The following is a 14,432-nucleotide window of genomic DNA, read 5'->3' on the forward strand; positions in this document are numbered from 1 at the left end:
AGGGCGGTCATTGCGCGTCGAAAGCCTGGCCGTTTACGCCGGTGCTGTCTGGCCCCATGAGGTAAAGGTAGACAGGCATGATGTCGGCGGGTTCCGGATTGTTGTCAGGATTTTCTCCAGGGTATGCCTGGGCGCGCATGCTGGTACGCGTGGCGCCCGGGTTGACGCTGTTTGCGCGGACATTCGCCACGCCGTCCACTTCATCGGCCAGCACCTGCATCAAGCCTTCGGTGGCGAACTTGGAGACGGCATAGGCGCCCCAATAGGCCCGACCTTTGCGGCCAACGCCGCTGGAGGTAAAAACTACCGAGGCATCACTCGACAGTTTCAGCAGCGGTAGCAAGGTGCTTGTCAGCATGAACATGGCGTTGACATTGACCTGCATGACGCGCATGAAGTTGTCGCCGGAGAGCTGCTCGATCGGCGTGCGCGGACCAAGGATCGAAGCATTGTGCAGCAACCCGTCAATGTGGCCGAACTCGGCCTCCAGCGTTGCGGCCAATTCGTCGTACTGGTGCGGCTGGGCGGTTTCCAGGTTGAAGGGGATTACCGCTGGTTGCGGATGGCCGGCGGCTTCGATCTCGTCGTAGACGGCATTCAGGCTGGCTTCGGTCTTGCCCAGCAGCAGCACGGTGGCGCCATGGGCGGCGAAGGTCTTGGCGGCAGCAGCGCCGATGCCACGGCCAGCGCCGGTGACCAGGATGACCCGATCCTTGAGCAGGTCAGGGCGAGCGGAATATTGGAACATGGAAACTCCTTCGTGAAGCTTGAGGCTGTACGTCTGGTTTCAGCTGTACCAGAAGCGTTCCGGCCTGAACCGGCTGCTCATCAAGAGCAAGGCGCACGGTCGAGCAGCGTGCGCAGCTCGAGCGGATGGTCGACCACAACGTCGGCGCCCCACTGCGTCGGGTTATCGTCTGGGTGGATATAGCCGTAACTCACGGCGGCAGTGCGCGTCCCGGCGGCGCGGCCGGATTCGATGTCACGCAGGTCGTCACCGACGAAAAGCACGCTGGCCGGGTCCAGGTTCAGCTGGCTACAGGCCAGTAGCAGCATTTCGGGGTCAGGCTTGCTGTTCTTCACGTGATCCGGACAGATCAGCACGGCAGAGCGTTCGGCCAGGCCAAGCTGCTGCATGATGGGTTCGGCATAGCGCACCGGCTTGTTGGTCACCACGCCCCAGATCAGATTGGCCCGTTCGATGTCTTGCAGTAGCTCATCGATACCCTCGAAGGGGCGGGTCAGGACGGCGCAGTGGCTTTGATAGCGCTCCAGGAACTCCAGGCGCAGCGTTTCGAACCCTTCAGCCTCGGGGGCGATGCTGAATGCTGTGGCGACCATGGCGCGCGCACCTCCGGAGACCTGGTCCCGGATCTGTTTCTCATCCTGCGGCGGCATGCCACGCTCCGCTCGCATGGCTTGGCAGATCGCGATGAAGTCCGGCGCAGAGTCCAGCAGGGTGCCGTCCATATCGAAAAGAACTGCTCTGAGTCGCATGCTGGTCACTCCTCGCGCAGGGTCTGGATCATGTAATTGACGTCGACGTCGGCTTCAAGCTTGTAGTGCTTGGTCAGCGGATTGTAGGTCAAGCCGATGATGTCCTTGACCTGCAGGCCCGCGGCGCGGCTCCAGGCGCCCAGTTCAGAGGGGCGGATGAACTTCTTGAAGTCGTGGGTGCCACGCGGCAGCAGGCGCATGAGGTACTCGGCGCCGACGATGGCGAATAGGTAAGCCTTGGGATTGCGATTGATGGTCGAGAAGAAGACTTGCCCGCCAGGCTTGACCAAGGTGTAGCAGGCGCGGATGACCGAGGCGGGGTCGGGAACGTGCTCGAGCATTTCCATGCAGGTGACCACGTCGAACTGGCCGGGCATCTCGGCGGCCAGCCCTTCGGCGGTGATGCGTCGGTACTCCACTGGTACGCCGGATTCCAATTGGTGGAGCTGGGCGACGGCCAGTGGCGCTTCACCCATGTCGATGCCAGTGACGGTCGCGCCGCGCTGGGCCATGGACTCACTGAGGATGCCGCCGCCGCAGCCGATGTCTGCCACCTTCTTGCCGGCCAGTTTGACCCGCTCATCGATCCAGTTGACGCGCAGCGGGTTGATGTCGTGCAGAGGCTTGAACTCGCTCTCACGGTCCCACCAGCGGTGGGCGAGGGCCTCGAATTTGGCGATTTCGACGTGGTCGACGTTGGTCATGGGATTTCCTCGAGACAGAATTCAGCGGCCGGCAATGCGCTCGCCCCAGCTACGGGCGACGGCGCCAAGGCGTTGTTCATCCAGGCGGGTCAGGCGGCCCTGGTCGAGCAGTTGCCTGCCGTCGACCCACAGGTGCCGCACTGCATCGCGCCCGGTGGCATAGATCAGTTGGGAGACCGGCTCGTAGACCGGCTGCTGGGCGAGGCCCGACAGGTCGAAGGCGACCACGTCGGCGGCCTTGCCGACTTCCAGTGAGCCGGTGTCCTGGTCGAGTCCAAGCGCCCGCGCGCCATTCAGGGTGGCCATGCGCAATGCCCGGTGGGCATCCAGGGCGCTGGCCGAGTGGGCGACAGCCTTGGCCAGGAGTGCCGCAGTGCGGGTTTCGCCGAGCAGGTCCAGGTCGTTGTTGCTGGCGGCGCCGTCGGTGCCGATGGCGACATTGACCCCTGCCTGCCACAAGCGCTCCACGGGGCAGAAGCCGCTGGCCAGCTTGAGGTTCGACTCGGGACAGTGGATCACGTTGGTGTTGCTGGCAACCAGCAGGGCGAGGTCTTCATCGCTCACCTGGGTCATGTGGACGGCCTGAAAACGCGGCCCCAGCAGGCCAAGGCGGGCCAGCCGCGCCATCGGGCGTTCGCCACGCTGTTCGAGGCTCTGCTGCACTTCGAACGCGGTTTCCTGGACGTGCATGTGAATGCTTGCGTCCAGCTCCTCAGCCAGGACGCGGATGTTCTCGAGCTTGTCGTCGCTGACGCTGTAGGGCGCATGGGGGCCAAAGGCCACTTTGATCCGCGGGTGGTGCTTGAGGTCGCTGAACAGCTCCACGCCCCGGCGGATTGCCTCGGCCGCATCACTGGCGCCGGGAATCGGGAAATCCAGCACCGGAATGGCCAGTTGGGCCTTGATTCCAGCGCCATGGATGACCTCACTGGCTTGCGAGGGGTAGAAGTACATATCCGAGAAACAGCTGATGCCGCTCTTGAGCTGCTCGGCTACCGCCAATTCCGTCCCGTCGCGGACGAACGTTTCGTCGACCCACTTGGCTTCTGCTGGCCAGATGTGCTCCTGTAGCCAGGTCATCAGTGGCAGGTCGTCGGCCAGCCCTCTGAACAGGGTCATGGCAGCGTGTCCATGGGCGTTGATGAGTCCAGGGGTCAGCACCATGCCGGGAAGTTCGCGGCACTCGCGGGCCGGATGGCGAAGGGCTTGCTCGCGTGGCGCCAGCAGTGCGATGCGGCCGTCGCGGATGCCCAGGCCGTGATCCCGAAGTACCACGCCGGCGGGTTCTACCGGGACAATCCAGGTCGGGAGCAGAAGCAGGTCGAGCGGGGCATTGGCACTGGGCATGGAGGCGCATCCTAGGCGCAAAATAGGGTGGCGGCAGTATACCCGAGCCAGACACGGTCCGGCTCGCTATAATCTGCGGTTTTTCCGCGAGTTACGGGTGGTGAGGTGGGTGATGCGTGAACAACTGTTAGCAGCCGAGAAGGTCAAGGCGATCGATTGGCGAGACGGATCCCTTCATCTGCTCGATCAGCGCCTGTTGCCTGCTGAGGAAATCTGGCTCGCCTATGACTCGGCAGAAGGGGTTGCCAGCGCCATCCGTCAGATGGTTGTGCGTGGCGCTCCGGCCATCGGCATCAGCGCCGCTTACGGCGTGGTTCTGGGCGCGCGTGCCCGTCTGGCTGCCGGGGGTGACTGGCGTGAAGCGCTGGAGGCGGATTTCAGTATTCTGGCAGCGTCGCGACCGACTGCCGTCAACCTGTTCTGGGCACTGAATCGCATGCGTGAGCGGCTGGGACGTCTCAAGCCGGGTGAGGCGCCACTGCAGGCGCTGGAGGCCGAGGCGATTTCCATCCACCTCAGCGATCGGGAAGCCAACCTGACCATGGCTCAGCTCGGCATGGAGCTGATTCGCAAGCATCAGGGGAGTCCGCAGGCCTTGCTGACTCACTGCAATACCGGCGCTTTAGCGACCGGTGGCTTCGGTACGGCGCTTGGTGTGATCCGCGCAGCTCATCTGGACGGGTTGGTGGAGCGAGTTTATGCCGACGAAACCCGACCCTGGCTCCAGGGTGCGCGGCTCACCGCTTGGGAGCTGGCCAATGAAGGTGTTCCGGTCAGCTTGAATGCCGATGCTGCGGCCGCACACCTGATGAAGACGGCGGGCATCACCTGGGTCATCGTCGGCGCTGATCGCATTACCGCCAATGGCGATGTGGCGAACAAGATCGGTACCTACCAGTTGGCCGTCAATGCCATGCACCACGGCGTCCGCTTCATGGTCGTCGCGCCCAGTTCCACCATCGATATGTCCCTGGAAAGCGGTGACGACATTCCGATCGAGGAGCGTGACGGTGCGGAGCTGCTGGATCTGGGTGGTCGTCGCGTGGCTGCTGATGTTCATGCGGTCAATCCGGTCTTCGACGTGACTCCCGCGGATCTGATTGATGCAATTGTGACCGAGCGTGGCGTGGTGGAGCGTCCTGATGCGGCCAAGATGGCCCAGCTGATGTGCCGCAAGCGCCTGCATTGAGCTATTGGTCGGCAGGCGGCGGGGTAGGTGCGAGGCGGTGACTGTGGTAAGCTCCGGCAGTTATCGAGGCTGCCCTGAAGAGGCGGTCGAATTGCACAGATCCTTGGCTTAACTCGTTGATTTGTCGTGAGTCGTTGTGGTTTCAAGCCACAGCGACGAGCTTCGCGCCGCTCAGGACGAGTGGGGCGGAGTTTCACCAGAAAAAGGAACCAGGCTTCTCATGGGCGAACTGGCCAAAGAAATCCTCCCGGTCAATATCGAAGACGAGCTGAAACAGTCCTATCTCGACTACGCGATGAGCGTCATCGTCGGGCGCGCCTTGCCGGACGCGCGCGACGGCCTGAAGCCGGTACACCGTCGCGTTCTCTACGCGATGAGCGAACTGGGCAACGATTGGAACAAACCGTACAAGAAATCCGCCCGTGTGGTCGGTGACGTCATCGGTAAGTACCACCCCCACGGCGACACCGCCGTCTACGACACCATCGTGCGCATGGCCCAGCCCTTCTCGCTGCGCTACATGCTAGTCGATGGTCAGGGCAACTTCGGTTCGGTGGACGGCGACAACGCCGCGGCCATGCGATACACCGAAGTCCGCATGTCCAAGCTGGCCCACGAACTGCTGGCCGACCTGGAGAAGGAAACCGTGGACTGGGTGCCGAACTACGACGGCACCGAACAGATCCCGGCGGTCATGCCGACCAAGATCCCCAACCTGTTGGTCAACGGTTCCAGCGGTATCGCCGTTGGCATGGCGACCAACATCCCGCCGCACAACCTGAGCGAAGTCATCGACGGTTGCCTGGCGCTGATGGATAACCCGGAGCTCACGGTCGATGAGCTGATGCGCTACATCCCGGGTCCGGACTTCCCAACCGCCGGCATCATCAATGGTCGCGCGGGCATCATCGAGGCCTATCGCACCGGCCGTGGCCGTATCTACATCCGCGCGCGCGCCGAAATCGAAGATATCGACAAGGTCGGCGGCCGCCAGCAGATCGTCATTACCGAGCTGCCTTACCAGCTGAACAAGGCACGGTTGATCGAGAAGATCGCTGAGTTGGTGAAGGAGAAGAAGCTCGAAGGCATCACCGAACTGCGCGACGAGTCCGATAAGGACGGCATGCGCGTGGTCATCGAACTGCGCCGCGGCGAGGTGCCCGAGGTCATCCTCAACAACCTCTACGCCCAGACGCAGTTGCAGAGCGTATTCGGCATCAACGTCGTGGCCTTGGTCGATGGCCAGCCACGCACGATGAACTTGAAAGACATGCTCGAAGTGTTCGTCCGTCACCGTCGCGAAGTAGTGACCCGTCGGACCGTATTCGAGCTGCGCAAAGCCCGTGAGCGCGGTCACATCCTCGAAGGCCAGGCGGTCGCCCTGTCGAACATCGACCCGGTGATCGAGCTGATCAAGGCTTCGCCGACCCCGGCCGAGGCCAAAGAGCGTCTTATCGCGACTCCCTGGGAGTCCAGTGCGGTCGAAGCGATGGTTGAGCGCGCCGGGGCGGATGCGTGCCGCCCGGACGACCTCGATCCTCAATACGGTTTGCGCGAAGGCAAGTATTACCTGTCGCCGGAACAGGCCCAGGCCATCCTCGAACTGCGTCTGCACCGCCTGACCGGCCTTGAGCACGAGAAGCTGCTGTCCGAGTACCAGGAAATCCTGACCCTGATCGGTGAGCTGATCCGCATCCTGACCAACCCCGAGCGGCTGATGGAAGTCATCCGCGAGGAGCTGGAAAAGGTCAAGGCAGAGTTCGGTGACGCCCGTCGTACCGAGATCGTCGCGTCCCAGGTCGACCTGACCATCGCGGACCTGATCACCGAAGAAGAGCGCGTGGTGACCATTTCCCACGGTGGCTATGCCAAGAGCCAACCGTTGGCCGCCTACCAGGCCCAGCGTCGTGGCGGTAAGGGCAAGTCGGCCACCGGCGTGAAAGACGAGGACTACATCGAGCACCTGCTGGTTGCCAACAGTCACGCGACCCTGCTGCTGTTCTCGAGTAAGGGCAAGGTCTACTGGCTGCGTACCTTCGAGATTCCCGAAGCCTCGCGTACCGCGCGCGGCCGCCCGCTGGTGAACCTGCTGCCGCTGGATGAAGGCGAGCGCATTACCGCAATGCTCCAGATTGACCTGGAAGCCCTACAGCAGAGCGCAGGTGCCGACGAGGAGCTGGACGAGGGCGAAGGCGTGGTGATCGAAGGTGAAGTAGTCGAGGTTGAGAACGGTGACGACAGCGACGCCGAGATCGCTGACGACGAGCAGGACGAGCCGACCGGGGCCTACATCTTCATGGCCACTGCCTTCGGTACTGTGAAGAAAACCCCGCTGGTGCAATTCAGCCGCCCGCGCAGCAGCGGCCTGATCGCCCTGAAGCTGGAGGAGGGTGACACCCTGATTGCCGCCGCCATCACTGACGGCGCCAAGGAAGTGATGTTGTTCTCCGATGGCGGCAAGGTCATCCGCTTCAAGGAGAAGCACGTGCGCACCATGAGCCGTATCGCTCGTGGTGTCCGCGGCATGCGCCTGCCGGAAGGCCAGCGCCTGATCTCCATGCTGATTCCGGAATCGGGCGCGCAGATCCTTTCTGCCTCCGAGCGTGGTTATGGCAAGCGCACCCCGCTGGAAGACTATCCGCGTCGTGGCCGTGGCGGCCAGGGCGTAATCGCGATGGTCACCAACGAACGCAATGGCAAGCTGGTCGGCGCAGTCCAGGTGCAGGACGGCGAGGAGATCATGCTGATCTCCGACCAGGGCACCCTCGTGCGTACCCGTGTCGACGAAGTCTCCAGTTCCAGTCGCAACACCCAGGGCGTTACCCTGATCAAGCTGGCCAAGGATGAGACCCTTGTTGGTCTTGAGCGCGTGCAGGAGCCTTCCGACGACGGCGAAGCTGATGAGCTGGAAGGCGAAGAGCAGGGTATGGATGTTGCGGATGATGTCGTCGTGGACGAAGTCCAGCTTGACGATGCAGGACCTGCCAGCGAAGAGTAAGCGTGAACTGAATGGGCAGGCCGGCGCCGGCCTGTCCATTCGGTTGGAATAATCGGCGGACGGGCGATGGCGTCCTCCGCGCTACCTAGTGAGAGTGGATGTGAGCAAGCGAGCCTTTAACTTCTGCGCCGGCCCGGCCGCGCTTCCGGAAGCTGTTCTGCAACGCGCCCAGGCGGAACTTCTCGACTGGCAGGGCAAGGGTCTGTCGGTGATGGAGATGAGCCACCGCAGCGACGAGTATGTCGCTATTGCAGAAAAGGCCGAGCAGGACCTGCGTGATCTGCTTGCCATCCCCTCCAACTACAAGGTGCTGTTCCTCCAGGGCGGCGCCAGCCAGCAATTTGCCGAGATTCCCCTGAACCTGTTGCCTGAAGACGGCGTAGCTGACTACGTCGAAACCGGCATCTGGTCGAAGAAGAGCCTCGAGGAGGCCCGTCGCTTTGGCAACATCAATGTTGCTGCCAGCGCCAAGGCCTATGACTACTTCGCCATCCCTGGCCAGAACGAGTGGGCGCTGAGCAAGAACGCCGCGTACCTGCACTATGCCTCCAACGAGACCATTGGTGGTCTGCAGTTCGACTGGGTTCCCGAGGTGGGTGATGTCCCGCTGGTGGTGGACATGTCTTCCGACATCCTGTCGCGTCCGCTGGATGTTTCCCGTTTCGGCCTGATCTACGCCGGTGCTCAGAAGAATATCGGCCCGAGCGGGCTGGTGGTGGTCATCGTTCGCGAAGACTTGCTGGGACGTGCACGTTCCATCTGCCCGACAATGCTCAACTACAAGATTGCGGCGGATAATGGCTCGATGTACAACACGCCGGCCACCTTCTCCTGGTACCTCTCCGGCCTTGTATTCGAGTGGCTGAAAAAGCAGGGCGGCGTCGAGGCCATGGAGAAGCTCAACAAGGCGAAAAAAGATCTGCTCTACGGCTACATCGACAAGAGCGATTTCTACACCAATCCCATAGCCACCAATGCCCGTTCCTGGATGAACGTGCCGTTCCGCCTTGCGGACGAGCGCCTGGACAAGGCATTCCTCGAGGGCGCCGACGCGCGTGGGCTGCTGAACCTCAAAGGCCACCGCTCGGTGGGCGGCATGCGCGCCTCCATCTATAACGCCGTCGGTCTTGATGCTGTCGAGGCGCTGGTGGCCTTCATGACGGAGTTCGAGAAGGAGCAGGGCTGATGTCCGAACAAGAACTGAAGGCCCTGCGCCTGCGCATCGACAGTCTCGACGAGAAGATTCTCGAGCTGATCAGCGAACGTGCTCGCTGCGCACAGGACGTGGCCCGCGTGAAAATGCTGTCGCTGCCGGCAGGCGAGAAGCCGGTCTTCTACCGCCCCGAGCGTGAGGCCTGGGTCCTCAAGCACATCATGGAGCGTAACCAGGGGCCGCTGGACAACGAGGAGATGGCGCGGCTGTTTCGCGAGATCATGTCCTCTTGCCTGGCGCTGGAGCAGCCACTCAAAGTCGCTTATCTCGGCCCGGAAGGAACCTTCTCCCAGGCGGCAGCGATGAAGCATTTCGGCCACGCCGTCATTAGCGTGCCGATGGCCGCCATCGACGAAGTATTCCGTGAGGTGGCCGCGGGCGCGGTCAATTTCGGCGTGGTCCCCGTGGAGAACTCCACCGAGGGCGCCATAAACCACACGCTGGATAGCTTCCTCGAGCATGACATGGTGATCTGTGGCGAGGTCGAGCTGCGTATCCACCATCATCTGCTGGTGGGCGATACCACCAAGACCGATCGCATCACCCGTATCTATTCGCACGCCCAGTCGCTTGCGCAGTGCCGCAAGTGGTTGGACGCGCACTACCCGAACGTCGAGCGTGTTGCGGTTTCCAGCAATGCCGATGCGGCCAAGCGGGTCAAGAGCGAGTGGAACTCGGCGGCGATCGCTGGCGACATGGCCGCCAATCTCTATGGCCTGACCAAGCTGTGCGAGAAGATCGAGGACCGGCCGGACAACTCCACGCGCTTCCTCATAATCGGTAGTCAGGAAGTGCCGCCGACGGGCGACGACAAGACTTCCATCATCGTCTCCATGCGCAACAAACCTGGTGCGCTGCACGAGTTGCTGGTGCCCTTCCACAACAACGGCATCGACCTGACCCGTATCGAGACCCGTCCGTCGCGCAGCGGCAAGTGGACCTACGTGTTCTTCATCGACTTTGTCGGCCATCACCGTGATCCGCTGATCAAGGATGTGCTGGAAAAGATCAACCAGGAAGCCGTGGCCCTGAAGGTGCTGGGTTCCTATCCGAAGGCCGTACTTTAACGACAGCGACAAGCTGCGAGCGACAGGCTGCAAGCGTATCGACGCCTGGCTTCGCTTGCGGCTTGCAGCTTCAAGCTTGAGGCTTTGTTATGAGCTGTGATTTCCTCGCCCTGGCTCAGCCGGGCGTGCAGAAGCTTTCGCCCTACGTGCCCGGCAAGCCGGTGGATGAACTGGCTCGCGAGCTGGACCTGGATCCTGCCAGCATCGTCAAGCTGGCCAGCAACGAAAATCCTCTAGGCCCGAGCCCCAAGGCACTAGAGGCGATCCGTAACGAGCTCGCCGAGCTGACTCGTTACCCCGATGGCAACGGCTTCGAGCTCAAGCGTCGTCTGGCCGAGCGCTGCGGCGTTACTTCTGCTCAGGTGACCCTCGGCAACGGCTCCAACGATATTCTTGATCTGGTCGCACGCGCCTACTTGGCGCCGGGCCTGAACGCCGTATTCAGCGAATATGCGTTCGCCGTTTACCCAATCGCCACCCAGGCCGTCGGTGCGCAGGGCAAAGTCGTTCCGGCGAAGGACTGGGGCCATGACTTGCCGGCGATGCTGGCAGCCATCGACGCCAACACCCGCGTTGTCTTCATCGCCAACCCGAATAACCCCACTGGAACCTGGTTCGGTCCCGCGGCGTTGGAGGACTTCCTTGCCCGCGTTCCGGAAAACGTTCTGGTTGTCCTGGATGAGGCCTACATCGAATACGCCGAAGGCGATGATCTGCCCGATGGCCTTCGGTACCTGGCCCGTTACCCGAACCTGCTGGTGTCGCGCACCTTCTCCAAGGCCTATGGCCTGGCTGCGCTGCGCGTCGGTTATGGCATCTCGACGGCTCAAGTGGCGGATGTGCTGAACCGGGTGCGCCAGCCATTCAACGTCAACAGTCTGGCCCTGGCTGCTGCCTGCGCGGCGTTGGACGATGCCGACTACCTGGTGGAGAGTCGTCGTATCAACGACGCCGGCATGGCACAGCTGGAAGAGGGCTTCCGCGCGCTGGGCCTGAGCTGGATTCCGTCCAGGGGCAATTTCATCGCTGTCGACTTCGGTCGCGATGCTGCACCGATCAACCAAGCCATGCTGCGCGAGGGCGTGATCCTGCGTCCAGTGGCCGGCTACGGCATGCCGAACTTCCTGCGCGTCTCCATTGGTCTGCAGGCTGAGAACGCACGCTGCCTGGCAGCGTTGGCCAAGGTGCTTGACCGTGCCTGATGTCATCTCGGCGCAACAAGGCGCAACTATCTTCGGGCGTCTGGTCGTAATCGGGCTGGGTCTGATCGGCGGCTCCTTCGCGAAGGGGCTGCGCGAGAAGCGTCTATTTGCCGAAGTGGTTGGGGTCGACAAGGACCAGGAGTCCTGCCGCATCGCCGTCGAGACTGGGGTGGTCGACCGTTGCGAAAGCGACCTTGCCGTAGCCTGTCGAGGTGCCAGTGTGATCCAGTTGGCCGTGCCAATCCTGGCCATGGAGAAGCTCCTGGCCGAGCTGGCTCAATTGGACCTGGGTGAGGCGGTATTAACCGACGTCGGCAGTGCCAAAGGTAATGTGGTGCGGGCCGCGCGGCGGGTCTTCGATGGTATGCCTCCCCGTTTCGTGCCCGGCCATCCGATCGCGGGCTCGGAGAAGAGCGGAGTGGAGGCGGCCAACGCCAGCCTGTTCCGTCGCCATAAAGTGATCCTCACGCCATTGGAGAACACCGAGAAGGCTGCTCTGGACCTCGTCGACCTGCTCTGGCGTGAGCTCGGTGCCGATGTGGAGCACATGGAGGTCGAGCATCACGACGAGGTGCTTGCCGCGACCAGCCATTTGCCGCACCTGCTGGCATTCGGCCTGGTCGACTCGCTGGCCAAGCGCAGCGAGAACCTGGAAATTTTTCGCTACGCTGCGGGCGGTTTCCGCGACTTCACGCGGATCGCCGGCAGCGACCCAGTGATGTGGCACGATATCTTCCTCGCGAACCGCGAGGCAGTGCTGCGCATCCTGGACGATTTTCGCGCTGACCTCGACGCCCTGCGCGGCGCGGTCGACGCTGGGGATGGGCATGAATTACTGGGCGTGTTCACGCGCGCCCGCTTCGCCCGCGAGCATTTCAGCAAAATCCTGGCCCGACGGGCCTATGTGGACGCCATGCACAACAATGACCTGATTTACCTGGCCCAGCCGGGTGGCCGACTCTCCGGGCGCATTCGCGTGCCGGGCGACAAATCCATTTCCCACCGTTCGATCATGCTCGGCTCGCTGGCTGAGGGCACCACCGAGGTCGAGGGCTTCCTCGAGGGTGAGGATGCCCTGGCGACCCTACAGGCTTTCCGCGACATGGGCGTGGTTATCGAGGGGCCACACCACGGTCGCGTGACCATCCACGGTGTGGGCTTGAGCGGTCTGAAGCCGCCGCCCGGTCCGCTGTACCTGGGGAACTCCGGTACTTCCATGCGCCTGCTCAGTGGCCTGCTCGCCGCACAGTCGTTCGACACCACCCTGACCGGTGACGCGTCCCTCTCCAAGCGCCCGATGAACCGTGTGGCCAAGCCGCTGCGCGAGATGGGTGCGGTGATCGAGACTGGTCCCGAAGGCCGTCCGCCGCTGACCATCCGCGGGGGCCAGCGTCTCACTGGTATGAGCTACGAAATGCCCATGGCCAGCGCCCAGGTCAAATCCTGCCTGCTGCTGGCGGGGCTCTACGCGGCTGGCAAAACCTCCGTGAGTGAACCGGCGCCAACCCGCGACCATACCGAGCGAATGCTGCAAGGCTTCGGCTACCCGGTAAATGTCGACGGCAACACCGCCACGGTCGAAAGTGGCCATAAGCTCAGCGCCACGCACATCGAAGTTCCGGCTGATATTTCCTCGGCGGCCTTCTTCCTAGTGGCGGCAAGCATTGCCGAGGGCTCTGAACTGGTCCTGGAGCACGTTGGTATCAACCCGACCCGTACGGGGGTGATCGATATCCTGCGCCTGATGGGCGGGGACATCACCCTGGAAAACCAGCGTGAAGTCGGAGGCGAGCCGGTAGCAGATATCCGCGTTCGGGCAGCCAAGCTGAAAGGCATCGACATTCCTGAAGACCTGGTTCCGCTGGCCATCGACGAGTTCCCGGTGCTCTTCGTCGCCGCCGCCTGCGCCGAAGGCCACACTGTGCTGCGTGGCGCCGAGGAATTGCGGGTAAAGGAATCCGACCGCATCCAAGTCATGGCCGACGGCTTGCAAGCCCTGGGCGTCAAGGCCGAACCGACCCCGGACGGCATCGTAATCGAGGGCGGCCCGATGGGTGGCGGCGAAGTCTGGAGCCACGGCGATCACCGTATCGCGATGTCGTTCAGCGTCGCATCCCTGCGTGCTAGCGCGCCTATCCGTATTCATGACTGCGCCAACGTTGCTACCTCCTTCCCGAACTTCCTCGGGTTGGCTGGCCAGACCGGTATCCGCGTAGCTGAAGAGGGTAAGCCATGAGCACTAATGTGCCCGTGATCGCCATCGACGGACCCAGCGGTTCGGGCAAGGGCACAGTTGCGGGCCTCCTGGCGAAGCGGCTGGGCTGGCATCTGCTCGACTCCGGGGCGCTGTATCGGCTGCTGGCATTCGCTGCGCGCAACCATGGCGTCGACCTGACGAACGAGGAGTCGCTCAAGGTGCTGGCGGCGCATCTCGATGTGCAGTTCAGTGCAAAGGTTGGCGGTGGCCAGCGCATCGTGCTGGAGGGTGAGGATGTCACCGACATCATTCGCTCCGAGCAGGTAGGCGCCGGTGCTTCTCAGGTCGCCGCTCTGCCTGCTGTTCGGGAGGCATTGCTGCAGCGCCAACGTGCCTTCCTCGAGGCGCCTGGGCTGGTGGCTGATGGCCGTGATATGGGGACCGTGGTCTTTCCTGAGGCCCAGCTGAAGATATTTCTCACCGCCAGCGCCGAAGAGCGTGCCCGTCGTCGCTATTTGCAACTGAAAGGCAAGGGTATGGAGGCGGATCAGGCCTCGCTGCTGGAGGAAATCCAGGAGCGTGACGAGCGTGATAGCCAGCGTTCGGTAGCTCCGCTCAAGCCGGCTCCCGATGCCGTGATCCTCGATTCGACCCATCTCAGCATCGACAAGGTTCAGGATAAGATCCTGGAAGCCTTCGCTGCTCTCGGCCTGGACGACTGATCGGTCAGCGCCGCAGGCGTCTTCACCGGGAGTGCGGGGGCCGGTTCTCCTGTCATGCCTTTCTTCCGGGCGCCCTGATGGGGCGCTTGGAGAATGCATTTTTCCCTAAAAAAACGGCTCTGTCCCAGTCAAGTGTTATCACTGGCTGGCTCCCTTGTAGGAGCCAGCTTGAACTGGCTTAATGATTTTGGACACCTCACTCGGGCGCTATGATGGCCCAAATCTGAGGTATGTCGGAATGCGTAAGTCCTACTCGAATGAATTCAAACTCAAGGCTGCCAGCATGGTTCTGGACG

General features: G+C 62.5%; 11 protein-coding genes. 7 read left to right on the forward strand and 4 right to left on the reverse strand.

Annotated features, from left to right (window positions below; all coding sequences use genetic code 11):
* Positions 1 to 7 precede the first annotated feature (7 nt).
* The 4 genes from J7302_RS25595 to J7302_RS25610 all read right to left on the reverse strand — a co-directional run bounded on the left by J7302_RS25595 (position 8) and on the right by J7302_RS25610 (position 3,548).
* The gene (locus J7302_RS25595) at positions 8 to 748 is read right to left on the reverse strand and encodes a YciK family oxidoreductase (RefSeq protein WP_215381503.1); all 741 of its coding nucleotides are present in this window, start codon (positions 746 to 748) and stop codon (positions 8 to 10) included.
* Between the two features lie 80 nt (positions 749 to 828).
* Positions 829 to 1,497, reverse strand: a complete 669-nt coding sequence (mupP, locus tag J7302_RS25600) for an N-acetylmuramic acid 6-phosphate phosphatase MupP (protein WP_215381505.1) — start codon at positions 1,495 to 1,497, stop codon at positions 829 to 831.
* Positions 1,498 to 1,502: 5 nt separating this feature from the next.
* Positions 1,503 to 2,201 (reverse strand): bifunctional 2-polyprenyl-6-hydroxyphenol methylase/3-demethylubiquinol 3-O-methyltransferase UbiG, encoded by a 699-nt coding sequence (ubiG, locus tag J7302_RS25605; RefSeq protein WP_215381507.1) that lies wholly within the window; start codon positions 2,199 to 2,201, stop codon positions 1,503 to 1,505.
* A gap of 21 nt (positions 2,202 to 2,222) precedes the next feature.
* Positions 2,223 to 3,548: a TRZ/ATZ family hydrolase gene (locus J7302_RS25610; RefSeq protein WP_215381509.1), complete on the reverse strand. Its 1,326-nt coding sequence runs from the start codon at positions 3,546 to 3,548 to the stop codon at positions 2,223 to 2,225.
* A 112-nt stretch (positions 3,549 to 3,660) separates the two neighbouring features.
* Here J7302_RS25610 and mtnA point away from each other — a divergent pair, with 112 nt between their 5' ends.
* The 7 genes from mtnA (at position 3,661) to cmk (ending at position 14,136) form a co-directional block, all read left to right on the forward strand.
* Positions 3,661 to 4,737 carry an S-methyl-5-thioribose-1-phosphate isomerase gene (mtnA, locus tag J7302_RS25615; protein WP_215381511.1) on the forward strand — a complete coding sequence of 359 codons (1,077 nt, stop codon included), beginning with the start codon at positions 3,661 to 3,663 and terminating at the stop codon, positions 4,735 to 4,737.
* Between the two features lie 220 nt (positions 4,738 to 4,957).
* Positions 4,958 to 7,735 (forward strand): DNA gyrase subunit A, encoded by a 2,778-nt coding sequence (gene gyrA, locus J7302_RS25620; protein WP_215381513.1) that lies wholly within the window; start codon positions 4,958 to 4,960, stop codon positions 7,733 to 7,735.
* Between the two features lie 100 nt (positions 7,736 to 7,835).
* Positions 7,836 to 8,921, forward strand: coding sequence for a 3-phosphoserine/phosphohydroxythreonine transaminase (gene serC, locus J7302_RS25625; RefSeq protein ID WP_215381516.1), 1,086 nt, complete (start codon positions 7,836 to 7,838; stop codon positions 8,919 to 8,921).
* Positions 8,921 to 10,015, forward strand: coding sequence for a prephenate dehydratase (pheA, locus tag J7302_RS25630; protein ID WP_375739538.1), 1,095 nt, complete (start codon positions 8,921 to 8,923; stop codon positions 10,013 to 10,015). The genes serC and pheA overlap by 1 nt, the downstream gene beginning before the upstream one ends.
* Before the next feature lie 89 nt (positions 10,016 to 10,104).
* A complete protein-coding gene (gene hisC / locus J7302_RS25635) occupies positions 10,105 to 11,217 on the forward strand; it encodes a histidinol-phosphate transaminase (RefSeq protein ID WP_215381519.1) in 1,113 nt (370 codons plus the stop codon).
* Positions 11,210 to 13,453, forward strand: coding sequence for a bifunctional prephenate dehydrogenase/3-phosphoshikimate 1-carboxyvinyltransferase (locus J7302_RS25640; protein WP_215381522.1), 2,244 nt, complete (start codon positions 11,210 to 11,212; stop codon positions 13,451 to 13,453). Before hisC ends, J7302_RS25640 begins: the two co-directional genes overlap by 8 nt.
* Positions 13,450 to 14,136, forward strand: coding sequence for a (d)CMP kinase (gene cmk, locus J7302_RS25645; RefSeq protein WP_215381526.1), 687 nt, complete (start codon positions 13,450 to 13,452; stop codon positions 14,134 to 14,136). Before J7302_RS25640 ends, cmk begins: the two co-directional genes overlap by 4 nt.
* Positions 14,137 to 14,432 lie beyond the last annotated feature (296 nt).

The sequence above is a fragment of the Metapseudomonas boanensis genome, from assembly GCF_018704125.1.
Classification (GTDB): domain Bacteria; phylum Pseudomonadota; class Gammaproteobacteria; order Pseudomonadales; family Pseudomonadaceae; genus Metapseudomonas; species Metapseudomonas boanensis.